At 63.7% G+C, this 18,445-nt stretch carries 18 protein-coding genes; 6 read left to right on the top strand and 12 right to left on the bottom strand.

Features of this window, described 5'->3' with window-relative positions; all coding sequences use genetic code 11:
- Window positions 1-62 precede the first annotated feature (62 nt).
- Complete coding sequence (locus NCT32_RS14075; RefSeq protein WP_008352298.1) at window positions 63-521, top strand: Lrp/AsnC family transcriptional regulator; 459 nt, start codon at window positions 63-65, stop codon at window positions 519-521.
- A gap of 8 nt (window positions 522-529) precedes the next feature.
- Here NCT32_RS14075 and NCT32_RS14070 read toward each other — a convergent pair whose 3' ends face one another.
- The 3 genes from NCT32_RS14070 to NCT32_RS14060 form a co-directional block, all read right to left on the bottom strand.
- Window positions 530-1,717, bottom strand: coding sequence for a cation diffusion facilitator family transporter (locus tag NCT32_RS14070; protein ID WP_061116670.1), 1,188 nt, complete (start codon window positions 1,715-1,717; stop codon window positions 530-532).
- Window positions 1,718-1,931: 214 nt separating this feature from the next.
- A complete protein-coding gene (locus tag NCT32_RS14065; RefSeq protein ID WP_061116669.1) occupies window positions 1,932-2,234 on the bottom strand; it encodes an H-NS family nucleoid-associated regulatory protein in 303 nt (100 codons plus the stop codon).
- A 356-nt stretch (window positions 2,235-2,590) separates the two neighbouring features.
- Window positions 2,591-3,271 carry a HugZ family protein gene (locus NCT32_RS14060; protein WP_250477252.1) on the bottom strand — a complete coding sequence of 227 codons (681 nt, stop codon included), beginning with the start codon at window positions 3,269-3,271 and terminating at the stop codon, window positions 2,591-2,593.
- Window positions 3,272-3,427: 156 nt separating this feature from the next.
- Here NCT32_RS14060 and NCT32_RS14055 point away from each other — a divergent pair, with 156 nt between their 5' ends.
- On the top strand, window positions 3,428-4,651 hold the full coding sequence (locus NCT32_RS14055; RefSeq protein WP_250477251.1) for an MFS transporter: 1,224 nt from the start codon (window positions 3,428-3,430) through the stop codon (window positions 4,649-4,651).
- A gap of 54 nt (window positions 4,652-4,705) precedes the next feature.
- Here the strand turns inward: NCT32_RS14055 and NCT32_RS14050 are convergent, their stop codons facing one another.
- On the bottom strand, window positions 4,706-5,851 hold the full coding sequence (locus NCT32_RS14050; RefSeq protein ID WP_250477250.1) for a branched-chain amino acid ABC transporter substrate-binding protein: 1,146 nt from the start codon (window positions 5,849-5,851) through the stop codon (window positions 4,706-4,708).
- A 544-nt stretch (window positions 5,852-6,395) separates the two neighbouring features.
- On the opposite strand from NCT32_RS14050, the gene NCT32_RS14045 reads away from it, so the two are divergent.
- Window positions 6,396-7,100 carry a dienelactone hydrolase family protein gene (locus NCT32_RS14045; RefSeq protein ID WP_250477249.1) on the top strand — a complete coding sequence of 235 codons (705 nt, stop codon included), beginning with the start codon at window positions 6,396-6,398 and terminating at the stop codon, window positions 7,098-7,100.
- A gap of 41 nt (window positions 7,101-7,141) precedes the next feature.
- Here NCT32_RS14045 and NCT32_RS14040 read toward each other — a convergent pair whose 3' ends face one another.
- Window positions 7,142-7,324 (bottom strand): hypothetical protein, encoded by a 183-nt coding sequence (locus NCT32_RS14040; RefSeq protein ID WP_041730863.1) that lies wholly within the window; start codon window positions 7,322-7,324, stop codon window positions 7,142-7,144.
- A 224-nt stretch (window positions 7,325-7,548) separates the two neighbouring features.
- Window positions 7,549-8,811: an MFS transporter gene (locus tag NCT32_RS14035; protein ID WP_250477248.1), complete on the bottom strand. Its 1,263-nt coding sequence runs from the start codon at window positions 8,809-8,811 to the stop codon at window positions 7,549-7,551.
- A gap of 323 nt (window positions 8,812-9,134) precedes the next feature.
- Here NCT32_RS14035 and NCT32_RS14030 point away from each other — a divergent pair, with 323 nt between their 5' ends.
- The 3 genes from NCT32_RS14030 to NCT32_RS14020 all read left to right on the top strand — a co-directional run bounded on the left by NCT32_RS14030 (window position 9,135) and on the right by NCT32_RS14020 (window position 11,343).
- Window positions 9,135-9,347 (top strand): hypothetical protein, encoded by a 213-nt coding sequence (locus NCT32_RS14030; protein WP_008352308.1) that lies wholly within the window; start codon window positions 9,135-9,137, stop codon window positions 9,345-9,347.
- Between the two features lie 60 nt (window positions 9,348-9,407).
- On the top strand, window positions 9,408-10,439 hold the full coding sequence (locus tag NCT32_RS14025; RefSeq protein WP_061116664.1) for a serine/threonine protein kinase: 1,032 nt from the start codon (window positions 9,408-9,410) through the stop codon (window positions 10,437-10,439).
- A gap of 175 nt (window positions 10,440-10,614) precedes the next feature.
- Window positions 10,615-11,343: a PepSY-associated TM helix domain-containing protein gene (locus NCT32_RS14020; protein WP_061116663.1), complete on the top strand. Its 729-nt coding sequence runs from the start codon at window positions 10,615-10,617 to the stop codon at window positions 11,341-11,343.
- Window positions 11,344-11,625: 282 nt separating this feature from the next.
- Here NCT32_RS14020 and NCT32_RS14015 read toward each other — a convergent pair whose 3' ends face one another.
- From NCT32_RS14015 to NCT32_RS13990, 6 genes are read right to left on the bottom strand one after another with little or no spacing between them, the layout of a single operon-like run.
- Entirely contained in the window at window positions 11,626-12,645 is a 1,020-nt protein-coding gene (locus NCT32_RS14015) for an XdhC family protein (RefSeq protein ID WP_250477247.1), read from the bottom strand.
- Window positions 12,618-13,169: a CoxG family protein gene (locus NCT32_RS14010; protein WP_061116661.1), complete on the bottom strand. Its 552-nt coding sequence runs from the start codon at window positions 13,167-13,169 to the stop codon at window positions 12,618-12,620. Before NCT32_RS14010 ends, NCT32_RS14015 begins: the two co-directional genes overlap by 28 nt.
- Window positions 13,160-14,344, bottom strand: a complete 1,185-nt coding sequence (locus NCT32_RS14005; RefSeq protein WP_250490414.1) for a VWA domain-containing protein — start codon at window positions 14,342-14,344, stop codon at window positions 13,160-13,162. The genes NCT32_RS14010 and NCT32_RS14005 overlap by 10 nt, the downstream gene beginning before the upstream one ends.
- Before the next feature lie 2 nt (window positions 14,345-14,346).
- Window positions 14,347-15,240, bottom strand: coding sequence for a MoxR family ATPase (locus NCT32_RS14000; RefSeq protein WP_250477245.1), 894 nt, complete (start codon window positions 15,238-15,240; stop codon window positions 14,347-14,349).
- A 5-nt stretch (window positions 15,241-15,245) separates the two neighbouring features.
- Complete coding sequence (locus NCT32_RS13995) at window positions 15,246-16,046, bottom strand: xanthine dehydrogenase family protein subunit M (RefSeq protein ID WP_250490413.1); 801 nt, start codon at window positions 16,044-16,046, stop codon at window positions 15,246-15,248.
- Between the two features lie 12 nt (window positions 16,047-16,058).
- Window positions 16,059-18,440, bottom strand: a complete 2,382-nt coding sequence (locus tag NCT32_RS13990) for a xanthine dehydrogenase family protein molybdopterin-binding subunit (RefSeq protein WP_250490412.1) — start codon at window positions 18,438-18,440, stop codon at window positions 16,059-16,061.
- Between the last annotated feature and the right edge of the window lie 5 nt (window positions 18,441-18,445).

The following is an 18,445-nucleotide window of genomic DNA, read 5'->3' as shown; positions in this document are numbered from 1 at the left end:
ATTGCGTTTCTTTTCTGGCGCCTCTACCATGAGAGTCAAATCGCGACCGAACGGAGGCGCAGTTGACTCTCGATACATTCTCACAAAAAATCCTGCGTCTTCTGCAACTGGACGCACGACGCTCCGTTCAGGAAATTTCCGACCAGGTCGGCTTGTCGAGCACGCCGTGCTGGCGCCGCATCAAGGATATGGAGCAATCGGGCGTCATTCAGCGCTATACGGCGCTGCTCGACCGCGAGAAACTCGGCCTTCACGTCTGCGCGCTCGCGCATATCCATCTCACGCGTCACACCGAAGGCGGCGTCGAGCAGTTCGAGCGGGAAATCGCCACTTGTCCGGAAGTCACCGAGTGCTATAGCACGACCGGCGAATCCGATTACATCCTCAAGATCGTTGCGCCGGATATCAAGGCGTATGACGCGTTCCTGCACGATCGCATCTTCAAGATTCCCGCCGTCGCGCAAGTGCGAACGAGCGTGGTGCTTCGCGAAATCAAGTTCGACACGCAATTGCCGCTCTGAGCGGCGTTTTAGCGTGGCGTATCGATCGCGCGCTTCGTCGCCGAGGCGGGCGCGTAATCCAGCGCTTGTGCGATGTGAATCTCACGCGCTCCGATCTTGCGCCTGAGCGCGTCGAAATCGATCGACTCCAGTTTCGCTGCGGTGTCCGGCGCGCCTGGCGCGGGCAGCATGACATCGACATTGAAGCCGCTGCTCAGGTAATGCAGGTTCAAGCTCTCGACGGGCATTCCGTGTTGTGCGAACGCCGCCCGCACAGCGTCGCTGACGGTTGAACGCAACGGAAAGTTGCCCGGCAGCGGATTGAGTTCATCGAGTTCGGGGTCGACATGAATGAGTGCGTCGATGACCCGCGTGTCGGCCAGCATGTTCGCGCGCGCCGATTCGGCGATGTAGTGGCCTTCCGAAACCGAGATGAGCGGATCGACCAGAATGTGCGCATCGACGATGGCGAGATCGCCCATTTTGCGTGTGCGGAACTCATGGACCTCACGCACGCCGGGCGTGGCCAGCAGAATAGTTCGCAAATCCTCGGTAGTCGTTTGATCGAGCGCGCGATCGGAAAGGTCTTGTAATGCGTCCCACGCAAACGTCCATCCCATCTTGCCGATCATGAAACCGACGAGCGCAGCGGCGATCGGGTCCAAAATGCGGAATCCGGCCAGACTGCCGATTATCCCAAGCGCGACAACCAGCGAAGAAGCGGCATCGGATCGCGCGTGCCACGCATTTGCGACGAGCATCGAGGAGCGCACCCGTTCAGCCGCCCGCAGCATATAGCGAAAGAGCGCTTCCTTGGAAAGGAGCACGATTATCGCAACAGCCAGCGCGCCGACCTTTACCGGCGGAATATCCTGAAGGTTGACGATTCGCGCGCCTGCGCGCCATAGCATTCCGACGCCCACCGCGACGAGTAATCCGCCGAGGAATAATGACGCCACGGTTTCATACCGGCTATGCCCGTAGTTATGATCGACGTCCGGGGCCGCGCCTGCGTGCTTGTTCGCAATCAACACGAGAAAATCCGACACGATGTCGGCAAGCGAATGAACGCCATCCGCAATCAGTGCCTGTGAGTGCGCAACAAAGCCCACGACGAGTTGCGCTGCGGTAAGCCCGCTATTTACCGCGATGCTCGTCCAGGTGGTTCTTCGGGCAACCTCCTGCTTTTCCGCAGCGTGCGTTGTTGAAAGCGGCATGTAATTATGCTCGGTGTACTCGGGCCTTTTCAGATTCCTATTTTATCAGCGGTGCGTCGCGACGCTTTTATGCGTCAACGACAATAGTCCGGAATCGGCCTTGAACACGCCGGCTGCGTGCAGAATAAGTGACCGAAGAGGCCGTTTATGCAACTGCGAAATAAAAAAGCCGCGTGTCGAGACGCGGCTTTTCAGGCACGATCCTGCTCAGCGCTTATTTGCCGATGAGGAAGCTGTCCCGATCCTGTCCGGCGATCCACTTCGGCGGCTTGCCGCGACCGGACCACGTGCTGCCGCTTTCGGGATCACGATATTTCGGCGCCACACCAGAACGGCTGCGCGCCGCCTTCGTACCTTTAGCACCCCGACCGCCAGCCAGTTCCTGAAGCGTGATCCCGTAATCCGCCATTTTCTGCTTGATCTCATTAAGCACTTCGGCGTATTCGCGCGACTTGGCTTCTTCAATCTGGCGTTCGAGAGACTCGCGTTGTGCGAGGAGTTCCTTGTATGACGGCATGGCAATTCCCTAAGTGGTTTGCTGGCTTGCGAATCAACGCGCTCGCTTTCAGTTATCAGTATAGCCTCGGCTGGCACGCAGATTAACACAGTTCTCTTTAACGCGGCATGTGCGAATCGCCACTTAATAAAAAGTTTCGCAACTTTCTTCGTAACATTTGCCGAAAATTCCGAAGTTTGGCGCGGCTGATGATCTGGTGTAAAAAACCCGCTCCTTTGACCTGCCGCCGGCAGCGTGGCATCCGATGAAAACAACGACGATAAAGTCAGCCGCAAAGTTTCATGAGATGACAATTTACCCGGTTCATTGAGCCAGTCTGTGCGATCGCCGCGAAATCGGGCCGCAACAAGCCGGATTTATCGCTGTGAAATGTCGCGTTGCCGCTCGAAACAATCCTTTAGCGCCGCTTTCAATTCCTCGTTCGTCTGTTTCGGGTAATCGAATGTAAAACGATTGCGCGTACCGGTAAGCAGCAAATCGCAGCCGTACCGGTCCACCCCCAATAAGCGGAGATTCTCCGGGCGGCCCGCGAAAGCATCAAAATATTCCCATAACGACGATTCGTCTGCCGCGCTAACCGGTGGCAGCGCATCGAGTTCTTCGCCGGCGAGCCATCCCATCGCGCCGAATCCGCCGATATACCGCATGCGTTCCACCGACATCACCCAGAAAGAGAAATCGCCGAGTTCCAGATAACGCGCCGCATCCGGGTGATACCGCAGATAACGGCGCGCGAGTTCGGCGCCCTCCTCCGGGCTCGCGGGCGCGAAGCTGCCGAGCATCGTCAGGCGTTGACCGTCCAGCACGCCGCCGTCCGCCGGATGTGCGACCAGAAACCCGGCGCGCGCATCGGCGTGAAGATTGCGCGTGTGCTCGGCAAGATGGCTGATCAGCAGCATCGGCACGTGACGAGCGGTCGGCGCGAACGGCAGCGCTGTCGGATAGGGAAAGCCGCGCGGCTCGCGCGAATGCGTGGCGAGCGTGCCTTCGGACATGCGATGCAGCAAATGAAGCGGCGCTTGCGGTGGAATGTTCATGCAGGTCTCGTTCGTTCGTCGATTCGTCGAACGATGGTAATGCAGCGCATCCCAGCGTGTCGCCTGGCCGTTCGATAGAATCGAAAGCCTTCGCGTCCGATGGCATCATGCCCGGTCACGCTCTCGTTTCGCGCAACCTTCAAAACGGTTCCTCTCGTGTCCGACTCGACTACCGCCTCCGCCGCCTGCGAAATCAATCCGACGCTCGCGCTGCATCGCAGCCTTCCGCATGCCACGCGCGTCCGTGCACGCTACGCGACGATGGCCGTCTTCTTCATCGCGGGCATGATGTACGCGTCGTGGGGCGTGCACGTGCCGACCGTGCGCGACAAGTTCGCGCTCAGCCCGGGCATGCTGTCGTTTGCACTGCTCGCCGTCGCGGGCGGTTCGATCTTTGCGATGCTCACGGCCGGATCGTGGATCGCGCGTGCCGGCACGCGCACCGCCTGCCTGGCGGGCGGCATCACGATGATGCTCTGCGGCTCGCTGATCCTGGTGACGCCTTCGTATTGGCTGCTCCTGATCGTGCTTGCGATCTTCGGCTTCGGCATGGCGACGCTCGATGTCGCGATGAACGCCGAAGCGAGCGCGGTCGAACAGGCATTGGGGCGCCCGATCATGTCGTCGCTGCACGGCATGTTCAGCATCGGCGGGATGGCGGGCGCGGCAGTCGGCGGCGCGCTGCTCGCGCACGGGCTCTCACCCGCCGCACATCTCGCGCTCGCATCGGGCGTGAGCCTCATCGTCCTGCTCGTTTCGATGCCCGCCGTGTTACCGCATGTTCCTCATCACGACGAGCACGCAAAGGCGTCGTCGTCGAACCGCTGGCGCTCGGGCGCGCTGTGGGCGCTCGGCGGCCTGGCGCTGATTGCGCTGATCGCGGAAGGCGCGATGTACGACTGGGCCACCGTCTATATGCGCGATGTCGTCGAGGCCACGCCGTCGGTGTCGAGCGCGGCCTACGCGGCGTTCTCCGGCGGCATGGCGGCCGGGCGCTTCGGCGGCGACGCGGTGCGCGCGCGTTTCGGTGCGCCGCAACTGATCTTCGGAAGCGCGGGTCTCGCGTTCATCGGCATGGTGATGGCGCTCGTGTTGCCGAACACCATCGCCACGATGACCGGATTCACGCTGATGGGCCTCGGTCTCGCGAACATGATGCCTGTGCTGTTCGCGGCGGCGGCGCGCGTCGAAGGCGTCACCGCGGCCGAAGGACTCGCGCAGGTCGCGGGCCTCGCGTACTTCGGCTTGCTGCTCGGGCCGGTGCTGATCGGCGGGGTCGCGCAGATCAGCACGCTGCCGACCGGCCTGTGCGTCGTGGCGGCGTGCTGCCTGATCATCACGGTCATCGGGCCGCGCATTCTGAAGCGCTGGAAAATATAAAGCGCGCGGGCCTTTCGGCTCCGCGCGCTTTCCGAGACCGAAGTCCCGCGTCGATTACATCTTCACGACGTCGAGCAGCGTCTTCTTGCCGCCCTTGTAGTTGTACAGCGAGATCACGCCGTGCTTCAGATCGCCCTTCGAATCGAAGGTCGTCTGGCCGATCACGCCCTTGTAGTCCGTATTCGGCATCGCGGCGACGATCTTGGCCGGATCGGTCGAGTTGGCGCGCTTCATCGCGTCGACGATGATGTACACCGCGTCATACGTGAACGGCGCGTAGATCTGGATCGGCTGGCCGAAGCGCTTCTGGAACTTGTCCGCGAACTGCTTGCCGCCGTCCATCTTCTCGAGCGCCATGCCCGCTTCCGAGCACACGACGTTGTCGGTCGCGTCGCCGGCCAGATCCGACAGCTTTTCGGTACAGACGCCGTCGCCCGCGAGAACCTTCGCGCGCAGGCCGAGCTGCTTGGCTTGCTTGGCGAACGGGCCGCCGGTCGCGTCCATGCCGCCGTACATCACGGCGTCGGGGTTTTCGCCCTTGATCTTGGTCAGAATGGCGCGGAAGTCGACAGCCTTGTCGTTGGTCGCGTCATGCGAGATCACCTTGAGGCCGAGCGACTTGGCGGTCTTCTCGAATTCGTTCGCGAGACCCTGGCCGTAAGCGGTCGAATCGTCGACCACGGCAACCGTCTTCACCTTCAGGCTCTTCGCCGCGTAGTTGGCGAGCGCCGGGCCTTGCTGCGCATCGGTCGCGACGACGCGATACGTCGTCTTGAAGCCTTGCTGCGTGTAGGTCGGGTTCGTCGCCGACGGGGAGATCTGGACGATGCCCGCGTCGCTGTAAATCTTCGAAGCCGGAATAGACGTACCGGAGTTCAAGTGACCGACGACGCCGACGACCTTGTCATCGACCAGCTTCTGCGCCACCTGCGTGGCGGTGCGCGGGTCGGCTGCGTCGTCCTGCGCGTCGAGTTCCAGCGTGATCTTCTGGCCGCCGATCGTGAGACCCTTGGCGTTGATCTCTTCGACTGCGAGCCGCGCGCCGTTTTCGTTATCCTTGCCCAGGTGAGCAATGCCGCCGGTCAGCGGAGCGACGTGACCGATCTTGACGACCTGGTCGGCTGCTGCGGACGTTGCCAACGTAGCGAACAGCACGGCTGCAGCGCTGATCGGCAACAGTTTGTGAAGCTTGGTGTTCATGTAAGTCTCCAGTTTCGGTCCCAAAAACAACGTAATCGCCCTGTGCCCCGTCTTTCATCACGATCGCTCAGTCCCGTGGACGACCACGCCGGATGCATCGTCATGCACTTGGCAAGTCCTTCCGGCAGGCCGTTCGTGGCAGCCGCCATCCGCACTGCGCGCAAGTGTAGGGTTGTCAAATTAATTTAGGGAAGTTTTTTAAGATAGTGGTGTCACTACCAATTAACGGCCAGTTGTGATGCGCCGCCGTTTGTGGTGGTGTTCGCGCGAAGACGCCCTGTGCATGCGGGTTTGCGCGACATCGGCGCGCAAAGGTTTGACTGTCATTCAAGTTCGACTGGCACGCACCGATAATCCCTGCCGGCCGTCATCATTAGCCTGTTCTTTTAAAGCTTCTTTTTAGCTTGCGTTTAGATCGGAGGCTCTAAAAACCGGCTGCGCGTCAAACGGCGTGCCAAGCGCAGGGCGGACGGTCAGGGCGACTGAAAGGGAAAGCTGGCAAACTCACCCGGCCAACCTTTTCACATACGCAAGGAGTATCGACGTGACCGTACCCGTGACTTCCCGCTGGATCGACATCCCGGCCGATGGCGACAGCTTCCAGGGCTATCTCGCGCTACCCAGGACAGGCACCGGGCCTGCCGTGATCATCCTGCAGGAGATCTTCGGCGTGAACGGCCACATACGCAGCGTCGCCGATCAATACGCCGCCGATGGCTATGTCGCGCTCGCGCCCGACGTCTTCTGGCGCACGCAGCCGCGCGTCGAGCTGGGCTACGAAGGCGCGGATCGCGAAAAGGCGATGGAACTGCTGCAAAAGACCAAGCTCGACGCCGCTGTCGCCGATGTCGGCGCGGCCGCGGATGCGCTGGGCGCGCTGCCCGAGGTGACGGGCAAGATCGCCGCGATCGGCTATTGCTTCGGCGGCCGGCTCGCGTATCTCGCGGCGGCGCAGGGTTCCGTCGATCTGGCGGTGGCCTACTACGGCGGCGGCATTCAGAATGCGCTCGATAAAGCCGATCAGGTCAAAGTGCCGATGCAGTTCCACTACGGCGAACTCGACGCGCACATTCCGCCCGATGCGGTGGATGCCGTGCGCCAGAAGTTCGCCGGCCGCAAGGATTCGGCGCTGTACGTCTACCCGCAAGCCGACCACGGTTTCAACTGCGGCGATCGCGCGTCGTACAACGCCCGGGCGTCAGCGCTCGCGCACGGGCGCACGCTGACCTTCCTCGGCGAGCATCTGTAAAAGCAAACTGCATGAGCGAGCGCGCCCGCACGGGGCGCTCGTTATATCAGCGCGGGCAAGCCTTCGACGAGAAGAAAGGCGGCGAGCACACCGAGCAGCGCACCGAATACACGCAGGACGTTGTTCTTGAAATGCGTCGCGCAGGGAATGGCCCCAAGGAACAGCGCGCCAGCGAGCGCCATCGGGATGATCAGGATGAAGTCGCCGATCGTGAAGTACGTCATAGTGCGTCTCCCTTCGTCTTGCTTCTGGCTTTGATCGTCGCGCGGTGAGAAGCTGCATCGACGATTCGAGTATAGGCCGCTCAAGTCAAAGGCGTCGGTGATCTTCGTGCGATGGGAAACCCGAGCGATGCACGAAAGCCTTGCCTGACAAGGCTTGACGCGCGCCCGTTTTTAAGCAAACACGGAAAACCCTTAGCTTCGCTTCTTTTCAACCGGCTTTCGACTCACGCGACCGACGCGCGCTCGCGCCGGTTCAGGTACGTCGCGCCCGCCAGTCCGACGAGCAGCAATCCGCCGATCAGCCCGGCCACGCCCGTCCATCCGAACTCGGTCCAGAAGTGGCCGCCGTACGATCCGATCAGGCTCGATCCGATGTAATACGCGAGCAGATAGAGCGCCGCCGCCTGTCCTTTGGCCTGCGCTGCGAGCCGCCCGACCCAGCCGCTCGCGACCGCGTGGCCGGCGAAGAAGCCGAACGTCAGGCACGCGATACCGGCGATGATTACCGGCAGCGCGTTCGACAGCGTCAGCGCAATGCCGAGCATCATCAGGAAGAGACTCGCGATCAGCACGCGGCCGCGTCCGAAGACATCGGCCATCTTGCCGGACCACGGCGACGCGACGACGCCCGTGAGATACACGGTGAAGATCGCGCCGATCTGCGTCTGATTCAGTTGAAACGGCGCGCCGAGCAGCCGGTAACCGACGTAGTTGTAGAGCGTGACGAAACTGCCCATCAGCACGAAGCCGATGAGGAACAGAAACGGCAAGCCGCCGTGCCTCAAATGGCCGGCAAGCGAGCGCCGATGATGCGCGAACCCGACGCCGCGCCGAGGCTTGAACCGCCGCGACGGCGGCAGGAGCGAACGGAATGCGAGCGTGGCGAGCACACCCAGCAGCCCGATGCCGCCGATCGCGACGCGCCAGCCGAACAGGTCCGCGAGGATGCCGCTGATCACACGCCCCGCCATCCCGCCGATTGCAGTCCCGCCGACATACAAACCCATCGCGAGACCGAGGCCTTCCGGATGCACTTCCTCCGCGAGATACGCCATCGCGACGGCGGGCACGCCGCCGAGCGCGATGCCTTCGAGTGCGCGCACCACGAGTAGCGCGTGCCAATCGGGCAGCACCGCGGCGATGACCGTCAACACCGACGATGCAAGCAGCGAAAGCGTCATCAAACGGTGGCGGCTCCAGCTTTCCGAGACGAATCCCGCGATGAAGATGGCAATCGCGAGCGCCGCCGTGCTCACCGACACCGCAAGCGCGCTGACAGCCGGACTGACGCCGAATGCCTTCGTGAACTCGGGAAGCAACGGCTGCACGCAATACAGCAGCGAGAAAGTCGCGTAGCCGGCGAACAGCAGCGCAAGCGATGCACGCCAGTAGGCGCGCGAGCCGCGTTCGAGATACGGCGCGGCGTCGGCGGCGCGGTTGGCATTATCGTCGGCGTTCGGGCGCTCGGGCGCCGGTGCAGCATTCACGAATGAAGTCTCCGCTGAAAAACTCTCGACGATACGCCGATCCCTAGGGTTTTGCCTAATACGACACACGCTCTTCGGCGACGATCACCGAGTAATTACTGCGAGTCGTCTGCGATCGGCAACATAACGAGCCAAATGGCGTCGCGCCGACGCATCGCGATGCGCTAAAGTAAGAGCACAATCGTTCATGAAAGCCGCGCATGTCGCGCTTCCCGCAACAAAGACGCGGCGATTGTCTGGTGCACGAGCCGTGAAAAGCCTGTGCTTGGTGAAATATATGACCGGCGTTTCATCCTCAGCCGGCGTTGAAACGGGGATTCATCATGCAAATCGGTTCGATTGTCCGCTCCGTGCATATTGCCGTGCCTCAGGGTGCGCGCGGCATCGTCATGCGCATTCTCGGTGACATGGCGATGGTCGCCTGGTACGCGGGCGAGCCCGGCGTGACCAAGCTGCTCAATACGGAGCCGTTCTTCCTCGAAGACCTGATCGATACGGGCGATGTCGTGCGCCCGTCGAACACGGTCGTTCATTGAACGGCGCCGCATCGTTGATGTAATGATGCCGCCCGCGCGAAGGCGCGGCACAATGCCGGGATGAACCCAATCGATCCCGATTCCCAAGGCGCGCCTGCCGATGACGCGCCGCCCTTCGCCGGCCTCACGCCCGAGCGCGTGCTCGATGCGCTGGACAGCGTGCTGATCCCCGTGGGCACACGCACCGACGGCCGCCTGCTGCCGCTCAACAGCTACGAGAACCGCGTCTATCAGGTGGGCGTCGAAGACGGCGCGCCGGTCGTCGCGAAGTTTTATCGTCCGGAACGCTGGTCGAATACGGCGATCCTCGAAGAACATGCATTCGTCGCCAGTCTCGTCGAACGCGAGATTCCGGCGGTGCCGGCGCGCGTGCTCGAAGGCGCGACGCTGCACGAATTCGACGGTTTCCGCTTCTCGGTTTTCGAGCGCCGCGGCGGACGCGCGCCCGATCTCGACCACACCGATACGCTCGAATGGCTCGGGCGCTTCATCGGGCGCATTCACGCGGTGGGCGGACTCGAGTCTTATCGCGAGCGGCCCACGCTCGATATCGAGACGTTCGGCTACGAACCGCGCGATTTTCTGCTGACGCATGGCTTCATCCCCGCCGATGTGCGCGAAGCCTGGGAAACCGTCGTATCGATGGCGCTCGAAGGCGTCGCGCAATGCTTCGACCGCGCGGGCGACGTGCGGCATCTGCGTCTGCACGGCGACTGTCATCCGAGCAACGTGCTCTGGACCGACGCGGGCCCCCATTTCGTCGATTTCGACGATAGCCGAATGGGTCCGGCGATTCAGGATTTATGGCTGCTGTTGCCCGCCGGACGCGCGGACGCATCGCGCGCGCTCACGGATCTGCTCGCCGGCTACGAAGATTTCTGCGAGTTCGATCAGCGTGAGCTGCATCTGGTGGAAGCCTTGCGCACGCTCCGGCTGATCCACTACTCCGCGTGGCTCGCGCGCCGCTGGAACGATCCCGCGTTTCCGGCCGCCTTTCCCTGGTTCAACACGCAACGCTATTGGGAAGACCGCATCCTCGAATTGCGCGAGCAAGTCGGCGCGATGCAGGAAGGGCCGCTCTGGCCCGTCTGAAATTTTTCGTGACATTCGCGCACTGTCAGGCAATCGCAAAGCATTGAAAAGCGCTTTGCTGCGTGTAATGATAACAATTCTCATTTGCCCGCCTTTCGTCGATCGCCGCGCGTTCGTTCGCGTATAGCCGATCGGGGCGCGGCTTTGCCTGCTAACGCCCGATCTGGAGAGACGCGTGAACGCGCCTGACACCCTCAATCCGCAGCCGCCCGCGACGAGCGGCCCGACGCACTATCGCCCGCATGGACGCCTCATCGACGATGCCGAGCAATTCGCGCGCAAGAACCGCTCGCGCCGCTCGACGTTTCTGAAGTGGCTGCGCAAGGTGCACGGCTGGATCGGCTTGTGGGGCGCGCTGCTCGGCCTGCTGTTCGGCATGACGGGCTTTCTGCTGAATCACCGCGCGCCGCCGCTGCGCATTTCCACGGGCGAGCCGCAGGTTTCGCAGATGCAGATGCCGCTGCCCGCCGAAGGCTTCAAGACGCCGCGCGACATGGGCGCGTGGCTGAAGAAGGAATTGAAGCTCGATGGCAACCTCGGGCGCACGCGCCGCGAGCCGGCGCATCCGGTCGGCTGGGGCGACAGGAGCACCATGCAGCCGGAGCAATGGTCGGTGATGGTGGCATCTCCCGGCGGCAGCGTGATGGCCGAGTACTGGGTGGGCAACAACTTCGTGTCGGTGAAACGCACGGAAAACACCGTCCTCGCGATGATGACCAACCTGCACAAGGGCGTGGGCCTGAGCGTGGGCTGGGTGCTGCTCATCGACACGTTTGCGGGCAGCATCGTTCTTCTTTCGCTGACCGGCGTGTTGCTGTGGACCGAGTTGAACAAGAAGCGAACGGCGGGCGTGGTGATCGTCGCGGCATCGTTGATCGCGGCGATTGTTTGCGGGTTGATGTGACTTCCGGCTACGCGGCGCGCTTTCCCTTCCCCGGGTTATGCCGCGTGAGCCACAGATAAAGGCCGCTCCCCAGCACCGCGATCGTCAGCACATCGGACGCCGCTCAGAAAATCTTGAGCGGCATTCCGCCCGGCAGCACATCGCCGATCAAAACCTCCCCGGGCATTCGATGCAGACTTCGAGCCAAGGAGGGAAAGGCTTCGCGTCAGCCTATCCGGCCACGCAAACGAGAGATGCGGACCAAGGACGCATCGTCAGGATTTCGTAGTCATTGCGGCGCGCTCAGACGCCGCACACTTCGCCTCTCCCCGCTACCTCGCGCGCCGCCTTCGCGCCTTCGACCTGCAACAGCTCCGGCAACGACACGCCGTTCTTCGCCGCCGTGACCTCCGCGAGAATCGACACGGCAATCTCCGGCGGCGTCCTGCTGCCAATGTAGATGCCCACCGGTCCATGCAGCCGCGCGAGTTCGGCCTCGCTGAGATCGAACTCCTTGAGGCGCTCGCGACGTGCCGCGTTATTGCGCCGCGAACCGAGCGCGCCGACATAGAACGCGGGTGTCTTCAAGGCTTCCATCAACGCGAGATCGTCGAGCTTGGGATCGTGCGTGAGCGCGATCACCGCGCAGCGCTCGTCGAGCTTCATGTCCATGACGGTGTCGTCGGGCATGGTGCGCACGATCGTCGTACCCGGCACGTTCCACTCTTCCGTATATTCCTCGCGCGGATCGCAGACGGTGACCTGATAGTCCAGCCCGACCGCGATGCTGCACAGATACTGCGACAACTGCCCCGCGCCGATCACCAGCATCCGGTAGCGCGGGCCGTGAATCGTCAGAAGCCGCGCGTCGTCGAAAAGCACGCCGTCGGTGGCTTGCGCGGGTTCGAGGTGCACATCGCCCGTCGCCATGTCGAGCGTGCGCGCGACGAGCCTGCCGCTTCCCACCGCCGCGCACAGTTCGGCAATGCCGCTCGACATCGTCAAAGGTTCCAGCACGAGCTGGATCGTGCCGCCGCACGGCAAGCCGAACCGGTGCGCCTCTTCCGCGCTGATGCCGTACTTCACCGCCTCCGGCTTCGTCTGCTCGATGCCCCGTTGCCGCACGCGGTCGATGAGATCGTCCTCGATGCATCCGCCCGACACCGAGCCGACGACGTGACCATCGCCGCGCACGGCGAGCATCGCGCCCTCGGGCCTCGGCGACGAACCCCACGTCTTCACCACCGTCACGAGCAACACGCGATGCCCCTCTTCGAGCCATCGCGCGCTGCTCTTCAGGACTTCGAGATCCACGCTGTCCATGATTTCTTTCCTTTCTCCTGCCCTTCCTGCACTTCTCCGCCGTTTTCGTCGGCGGCGCCTGCACCCTGCGATTCCTGCCCGCCCTGCAACTGCGCGCTGAACCGCTTGAAGAATTCACCCGCAATCTTACGCGCCGCGCCGTCGACAAGCCGCGAGCCGATTTGCGCGAGCTTGCCGCCGACCTGCGCGTGCGCACTGTAGCTGAGCTTCGTCGTGTCGGCTTCGTCGCCGGGTTCGAGGTTCACGGTCGCGCTGCCCTTGCTGAAGCCGGCCGCGCCGCCCTGCCCTTCGAACACGATCGTGTAAGTATGCGGGGCGTCGATATTCGTGAGCTCCATTCTGCCCTTGAAGCGCGCCTTAACCGGCCCGACCGACGCGGTCATCGCGACGTTGTAGGCGTTCTCGCCGTCGGCGTCGATGCTGTCGCAGCCGGGAATGCAGACCTTCAGCATCGACGTGTCGTTGAGCGCTTCCCACGCGCGCGCCTGAGGCACGGGTAACGTGTGTGTTTCGGTCAGTTCCATCGCGGGCCTCCCAAGGGCTTGTGTTGCGACAGGACGGCGAGTTCGCGGCCCACAGCGGCGAGGCTGTCGAGGTTATGGGCCGCGAGCATCGCATCGACGTGCGGCAGGATCGCGCGCACGCCTCGCGCGCGCGGCGTGAAATCGGCGAAGCGCAACAGCGGATTGAGCCACACGAGCCGATGCGCGAAGCGTCTGAGCCGTTGCATCTCGGCATCGAGCACGTCGATGGCTTCGTGATCGAGGCCATCGGTGACGAGCAGCACCGTCGCCCGACCGGCCAGCACACGGCGGGCCCAGCGTCGATTGAACTCCGCGAGCGCCGCGCCGATGCGCGTGCCGCCCGACCAGTCCGCCACCTGTGCCCCGAGCGTCGCGATGGCGACATCGGGATCGCGTTCGCGCAATGCGCGCGTCGCATTGGTCAGGCGCGTGCCGAACAAGAATACCTGGAGACGTTCGCGCGACTGCAATAGCGCGTGACAGAAATAGAGCACGGCACGCGAGTACGCGCTCATCGATCCGGAAATGTCGAGCAGCAAGACGAGCGGCGGCCTGCGCTCGACCGCCGCGCGATACTTCCACACGGTCCAGTCGCCGCCCGAGCGGACGGCATGGCGCGCGCTCGCCTTGAGGTCGGCGTGCGTGCCGCGCGACGCCGCCTTCAGCCTGCGCGTCGGCTCGGTCGCGAGCGGCATCCGGTGCGCGCGGATCTGATGCCGCAGCGTGCGCCATTCGTCGGCGCTGAGCGTATCGAAGTCGCGATGACTCAGGCGTTCCTGCGAGCTGAACGTGATGCGCGCGTGCGCCTCTTCGGGTTTCGATTCCGACACCTGCGCTTTCGATGCCGCGGCGCGCGTCGCCAATGCATCGGCTAGACGGTTGTTGCGCTTCGGCGGCGGCAGGCCGCCCTTCACCTTCGGCAGCAATAGTGCGCGCAGCTTGCCTTCCCAGTCGGGATCGCGCCAAAAGAGATCGAATGCGGCGTCGAAGATGTCGCGCTCGTCACTCGCGTGAACGAGAAGGCACGCGAGCGTCGCGCGCACGTCGTCGCGGCGATTCAGATCGACGAGACGCAGCGCGTCGAGCGCATCCACCGCGTGCGCGGGCGACATGCCGAGACCCGCGCCCCGCAGGAGCCTCACGAAATGCACGACATTGCGGGCGAAGGGTTCCATCGTCATGGCGTGGCGGAGAGGCATTGCGCGAGCGTGTCGGCGTCCATGCGCGCGAGATCGTCCTGATACTTGAGCAGCACGCCGAGCGTGTCCTGAACCGATTGCGGATCGAGTTCCGACACCGACAACGCCGCGAGCGCGCGGCACCAGTCGATCGTTTCCGCGACGCCCGGCGCCTTGAACAGATCCAGCGTGCGCAGCGCGTGCACGAACGCGACGGCGCGCTTCTGCAAATCCTGCCCTGCTTCCGGCGCGCGCGCCGCGACGATCGCGAGTTCGACGTCGCGCTCCGGATAACCGATCCATTGATAGAGACAGCGGCGCTTCAGCGCATCGTGGACTTCGCGCGTGCGGTTCGATGTCATTACGACGAGCGGCGGCCGCGCCGCCCGCACGGTGCCGTATTCCGGAATCGATACCTGAAAATCCGACAGCAATTCGAGCAGAAACGCTTCGAACGGCTCGTCGGCGCGGTCGATCTCGTCGATCAGCAAAACGCGGCGCGCATCGGGGTTCGCGGGATCGGGCAGCAGCGCCTGAAGCAACGGACGCTTTAGCAAGAACTCGCCGCGATACAGCGAATCGTTCGAAGGCGTCTCACCCGCGGCCTCCGCGAGCCGCAGCGCCATGATCTGCCGCGGATAGTCCCATTCGTAGAGCGCGCTGGCAGTATCGAGTCCTTCGTAGCATTGCAGACGCAACAGCGTGGTGCCGCACACGCCCGCCGCCGCTTTCGCGAGCTCGGTCTTGCCGACGCCCGGCTCGCCTTCGAGAAACAGCGGCCGCTGCATCCTGAGCGCGAGAAAGAGCGCCGTCGCGAGCTCGCGGTTCGCGAAGTACCGATGCTCGCGCAACCGCGCGAGCGTGTCGTCGATGGAGCCGGGCTCGCCCTGCATCGCGATCAGAAGGACATCGCGCGCTCGATCGCGCGGCCCGCGAGCACCGGAATCAGATGCGCGCGATATTCGGCGCTCGCGTGCATGTCCGAGTTCAGCTCGTCGGGCAGGATCCTGACGCCCCGCGCCGATGCGACCGAAAAGTCCTTCGACAACGCCGCTTCGAGCTCGGCCGGGCGAAATACGGAAGACGCCGCGCCCGTCACGCCGACGCGCACGCCGTCTCCGAACTTCGCGACTAACACGCCGACGAGCGCGAAGTGCGACGCCGGATTGCGAAACTTCTCGTAGCCCGCACGCTCGGCGAGCGGGAACTCGACGGCGGTGATCAACTCGTCGGGTTCGAGCGCGGTCGTGTACATGTCGATGAAGAAATCGTCCGCGCCGATGCGCCTTCTGTCCGTCACGACGGTCGCGTTCAGCGCGAGCACGGCGGACGGATAGCACGCCGCCGGATCGTCGTTCGCGAGCGAGCCGCCGATCGTGCCGCGCTCGCGCACCTGCCGGTCGCCGATGCGCCCCGCAAGGTCCGCCAGGCCAGGCAGCGCCTTCTTCACGTCGGCGTTCGATGCGACCTCCGCATGGCAGACCGCGCCGCCGATGGTGAGCGTGCCGCCATCGAGCGTGACGCCTTTCATCGACGCGATGCGCGTCACGTCGATCAGCGCCGACGGCTGCGCGAGGCGCAGGCGCATCGTCGGCAGCAGGCTCTGGCCGCCCGCGAGAAACTTCGCGTCGCCGTTCGCGCCGAGCGCGCCGACCGCCGCCTTCGCTTCGTTCGGCCGTTGATAGTCGAATGAGTACATTTTTCGGGCTCCTCAGGCGTGTTGGGCGTTGTGCATCGCGGTCCAGACGCGGTGCGGCGTCGCGGGCATCTGCAAGTCCTTCACGCCGAGCGGCGTGAGCGCATCGAGAATCGCGTTGATCACGGCCGGCGGCGAGCCGATCGCGCCCGCCTCGCCGCAGCCCTTCACGCCGAGCGGATTGTGCGTGCACGGCGTGCCCTTCGCGGTCTCCACGGTGAAGTTCGGCAGATCGATCGCGTGCGGCATCGCGTAATCCATGAAGGAGCCGGAGAGCAGCTGGCCGGTGCTGTCGTCGTAGACGCAGCGTTCGAGCATCGCCTGGCCGATGCCCTGCCCCAGCCCGCCATGCACCTGCCCTTCGACGATCATCGGGTTGATGACGTTGCCGAAGTCGTCGACCGCCGTGAATTTCTGGATGCGCGTCTCGCCCGTGTCCTGATCGACTTCGACTTCGCACACATACGCGCCCGACGGATAGGTGAAGTTGGTCGGATCGTAGAACGCGTTTTCGTTGAGGCCCGGCTCCATCGTTTCGAGCGGGAAGTTGTGCGGCACGTACGCGGCGAGCGATACATCGACGAACGACTTCGTGCGGTCCGTGCCCGCGACGCTGAATACGCCGTTCTTGAACTCGATGTCCTCCACCGCCGCTTCGAGCAGATGCGCGGCGATCTTCTTCGCCTTCGCTTCGACCTTGTCGAGCGCCTTCATGATCGCCGAGCCGCCGACGGAGATCGAGCGCGAGCCGTATGTGCCCATGCCGAACGGAATGCGGCCGGTGTCGCCGTGAATGATCTCGACGTTCTCGATGGAAATGCCGAGCCGGTCCGCGACGACCTGCGCGAACGTCGTTTCGTGCCCTTGTCCGTGGCTGTGCGAGCCGGTGAAGACGGTGACCGAGCCTGTCGGATGGACGCGCACTTCGCCCGCTTCGAAGAGGCCCGCGCGCGCGCCCAGCGCACCCGCCACGTTCGACGGCGCGAGCCCGCAGGCCTCGATGTAGCACGAATAACCGATACCGCGCAGCTTGCCGTTCTTCTTCGATTCTTCCTTGCGCGCCGCGAAGCCTTTCACGTCGGCGAGTTCGAGTGCGCGGTCGAGACACGCGTCGTAATCGCCCGTGTCGTAGGTGAGACCGACCGGCGTCGCGTACGGAAACTCGCGGATGAAGTTGCGGCGGCGCAATTCGACCGGGTCGATATTCAGCTCGCGCGCCGCCGTCTCCACGAGGCGCTCGACGACATACGTCGCTTCCGGCCGGCCCGCGCCGCGATAGGCATCCACAGGCACCGTGTTCGTGAACACGGCTTTGACTTCGGCGTAGATCGCGGGCGTCGTGTATTGACCGGCGAGCAGCGTCGCGTAAAGCACGGTCGGGATCGACGATGCGAACGTCGACAGATACGCGCCCATGTTCGCCGTCGTATGCACGCGCATGCCGATGAACTTGCCGTCCTTGTCCAGCGCGAGCTCGGCCTTGGTCACGTGATCGCGGCCATGCGCGTCGGAGAGGAAGGCTTCGGAACGCTCGGCGGTCCACTTGATAGGCCGCCCGACTTTCTTCGACGCCCACGTCAGCGCGACATCTTCCGGATAGAGAAAGATCTTCGAGCCGAAGCCGCCGCCTACGTCCGGCGCGATCACGCGCAGTTTCGATTCCGGCAGTTGCAGCACGAACGCCGCCATCAGCAAACGCTCGACGTGCGGATTCTGATTCGCGACGTAGACCGTGTAGCTGTCGTCGTGCTTCGAATAGCTCGCATTGACGGCGCGCGGCTCGATCGCGTTCGGCACGAGGCGCTGGTTCACGATATCGAGCGTCGTCACGTGCGCGGCCTGGGCGAACGCGGCGTCGGTCTTCGCCTTGTCGCCGTGGCCCCAGTTGTAGCAGACGTTGTTCGGCACGCTGTCGTGCACGAGCGGCTGCCCGGCATCCGATGCGCTCGCCGTATCGACGGTCGCGGGCAGTTCGTCGTAATCGACCTCGATCAATTCGAGCGCGTCCTTCGCCTCCTTCACCGATTCCGCGACGACGAGCGCCACCTGATCGCCCACGTGCAACACCTTGTCGTGCGCGATGACGGGATGCGGCGGCTCGTGCATCGGCGAGCCGTCGGTGCTGTGGATGAGCCAGCCGCACGGCAGGCCGCCAACGTTCTCGCCCGCCATATCCTTGCCGGTGAAGATGCCGACCACGCCCGGCGACTTCATCGCCGCTTCGATATCGATGCGCCTGATCTTCGCGTGCGCGTGCGGCGAGCGCAGGAATACGCCGTAGCTTTGCTGCGGCATGACGACGTCGTCGGTGTACTGGCCCGCGCCCGTCAGGAAGCGATAGTCTTCCTTGCGCTTGACGCCGGCGCCGATCAGTTTCTGTTGCTCAGGGGCATTCATCACGG

It is taken from the genome of Caballeronia sp. INML2, assembly GCF_023631365.1.
Lineage (GTDB): Bacteria > Pseudomonadota > Gammaproteobacteria > Burkholderiales > Burkholderiaceae > Caballeronia > Caballeronia turbans.
This window is presented reverse-complemented; position numbering and strand designations above follow the sequence as displayed.

Bases quoted from the DNA above. Each gene is read 5' to 3' on its own strand.
- NCT32_RS14070 (WP_061116670.1), bottom strand. From the start codon at position 1,717: ATGCCGCTTTCAACAACGCACGCTGCGGAAAAGCAGGAGGTTGCCCGA.
- NCT32_RS14065 (WP_061116669.1), bottom strand. From the start codon at position 2,234: ATGCCGTCATACAAGGAACTCCTCGCACAACGCGAGTCTCTCGAACGC.
- NCT32_RS14060 (WP_250477252.1), bottom strand. From the start codon at position 3,271: ATGAACATTCCACCGCAAGCGCCGCTTCATTTGCTGCATCGCATGTCC.
- NCT32_RS14050 (WP_250477250.1), bottom strand. From the start codon at position 5,851: ATGAACACCAAGCTTCACAAACTGTTGCCGATCAGCGCTGCAGCCGTG.
- NCT32_RS14040 (WP_041730863.1), bottom strand. From the start codon at position 7,324: ATGACGTACTTCACGATCGGCGACTTCATCCTGATCATCCCGATGGCG.
- NCT32_RS14030 (WP_008352308.1), top strand. From the start codon at position 9,135: ATGCAAATCGGTTCGATTGTCCGCTCCGTGCATATTGCCGTGCCTCAG.
- NCT32_RS14025 (WP_061116664.1), top strand. From the start codon at position 9,408: ATGAACCCAATCGATCCCGATTCCCAAGGCGCGCCTGCCGATGACGCG.
- NCT32_RS14015 (WP_250477247.1), bottom strand. From the start codon at position 12,645: ATGGACAGCGTGGATCTCGAAGTCCTGAAGAGCAGCGCGCGATGGCTC.
- NCT32_RS14010 (WP_061116661.1), bottom strand. From the start codon at position 13,169: ATGGAACTGACCGAAACACACACGTTACCCGTGCCTCAGGCGCGCGCG.
- NCT32_RS14005 (WP_250490414.1), bottom strand. From the start codon at position 14,344: ATGGAACCCTTCGCCCGCAATGTCGTGCATTTCGTGAGGCTCCTGCGG.
- NCT32_RS14000 (WP_250477245.1), bottom strand. From the start codon at position 15,240: ATGCAGGGCGAGCCCGGCTCCATCGACGACACGCTCGCGCGGTTGCGC.
- NCT32_RS13995 (WP_250490413.1), bottom strand. From the start codon at position 16,046: ATGTACTCATTCGACTATCAACGGCCGAACGAAGCGAAGGCGGCGGTC.
- NCT32_RS13990 (WP_250490412.1), bottom strand. From the start codon at position 18,440: ATGAATGCCCCTGAGCAACAGAAACTGATCGGCGCCGGCGTCAAGCGC.